Origin of the sequence: Rahnella inusitata (assembly GCF_003263515.1) — a bacterium.
Lineage (GTDB): Bacteria > Pseudomonadota > Gammaproteobacteria > Enterobacterales > Enterobacteriaceae > Rahnella > Rahnella inusitata.
On sequence record NZ_JYDE01000056.1, the window covers coordinates 1 to 1,208 of the forward strand.

Sequence of the window (1,208 nt, forward strand, 5' to 3'; positions counted from 1 at the left end):
TGGGTGAATGGCTGGAACAGGCCAGCGGCGAGCAGCTTAACGACGTGGAACAGGCAAACCTGCGCGAAATGCGTCGTCATTACCAGCAGGCGGCTCTGCTGCCTGAAAGCCTGGTGCAGGCAAAATCGCTGGCCGGTGCCCGCTGCGAGCAAGCCTGGCGCATTCAGCGCAAATCCAACGACTGGGAAGGTTTTGCGGAAAACCTGAAAGACGTGGTGAAACTCAGCCGTGAAGAGGCGCAGTTCCGCGCCGACGCCGCCGGTATCAGCCGTTACGACGCCCTTCTCGATTTGTACGAACCGGGCATGACATCGCAGAAACTCGACACGCTGTTTGGCGATCTCAAAACCTGGCTGCCGGATTTATTGCAGACCGTGGTCGAGAAGCAGAAAACAGAAAGCCGCATTGCACCGCAGGGTCCGTTTGACATTGAGAAACAGCGTCAGCTCGGCCTGAAAGTGATGGGTCGTCTTGGCTTTAATTTCGACGCTGGTCGTCTGGACGTCAGTGCCCACCCGTTCTGCGGCGGCGTGCCTCAGGATGTGCGCATTACCACACGCTATAACGAAGAAGAATTTCTCAGCGCCATGATGGGTGTCATTCATGAAACCGGTCATGCGCGTTACGAGCAAAACCTGCCAAAAGAGTGGCTGGGTCAGCCGGTTTCTAACGCACGTTCCATGGGCGTTCATGAATCCCAGAGCCTGCTGTTTGAAATGCAGCTCGGTTGCAGCGAACCTTTCCTTAAATCAGTCTATCCGCTGGTTATTGAGCAATTCGGTCAGCGTCCGGGTCTGGATGAAAGTAACTTCATGAAGCTGAACCAGCGCGTCCAGCCGGGCTTTATTCGTGTCGATGCGGATGAACTTAGCTATCCGGCTCACGTGATTCTGCGTTACGAGATTGAAAAAGCGCTGATGGAAGGCGAAATTGAAGTCGATGATATTCCGGGCTTGTGGAACAGCAAAATGAAGGAATATCTGGGCATCGATACCGTTGGAAATTACCGCGACGGCTGTATGCAGGATATCCACTGGACCGACGGCGGCTTTGGCTACTTCCCGACTTACACACTCGGCGCGATGTATGCCGCGCAGCTGTTCCAGTGCGCCAATAAAGCGATCCCGACCTTGCAGGATGATATCGCCCGCGGCGACCTGACGGCGTTGTTCCAGTGGTTGCAGCAGAATATCTGGCAGCACGGGAGC

1 protein-coding gene is annotated in these 1,208 nt (G+C 55.3%); it reads left to right on the plus strand.

The window, feature by feature from the left end:
- Positions 1–1,208, plus strand: a 1,208-nt coding sequence (locus tag TU92_RS22165) for a carboxypeptidase M32 (RefSeq protein WP_112169565.1), incomplete at both ends; no start/stop codon positions are given.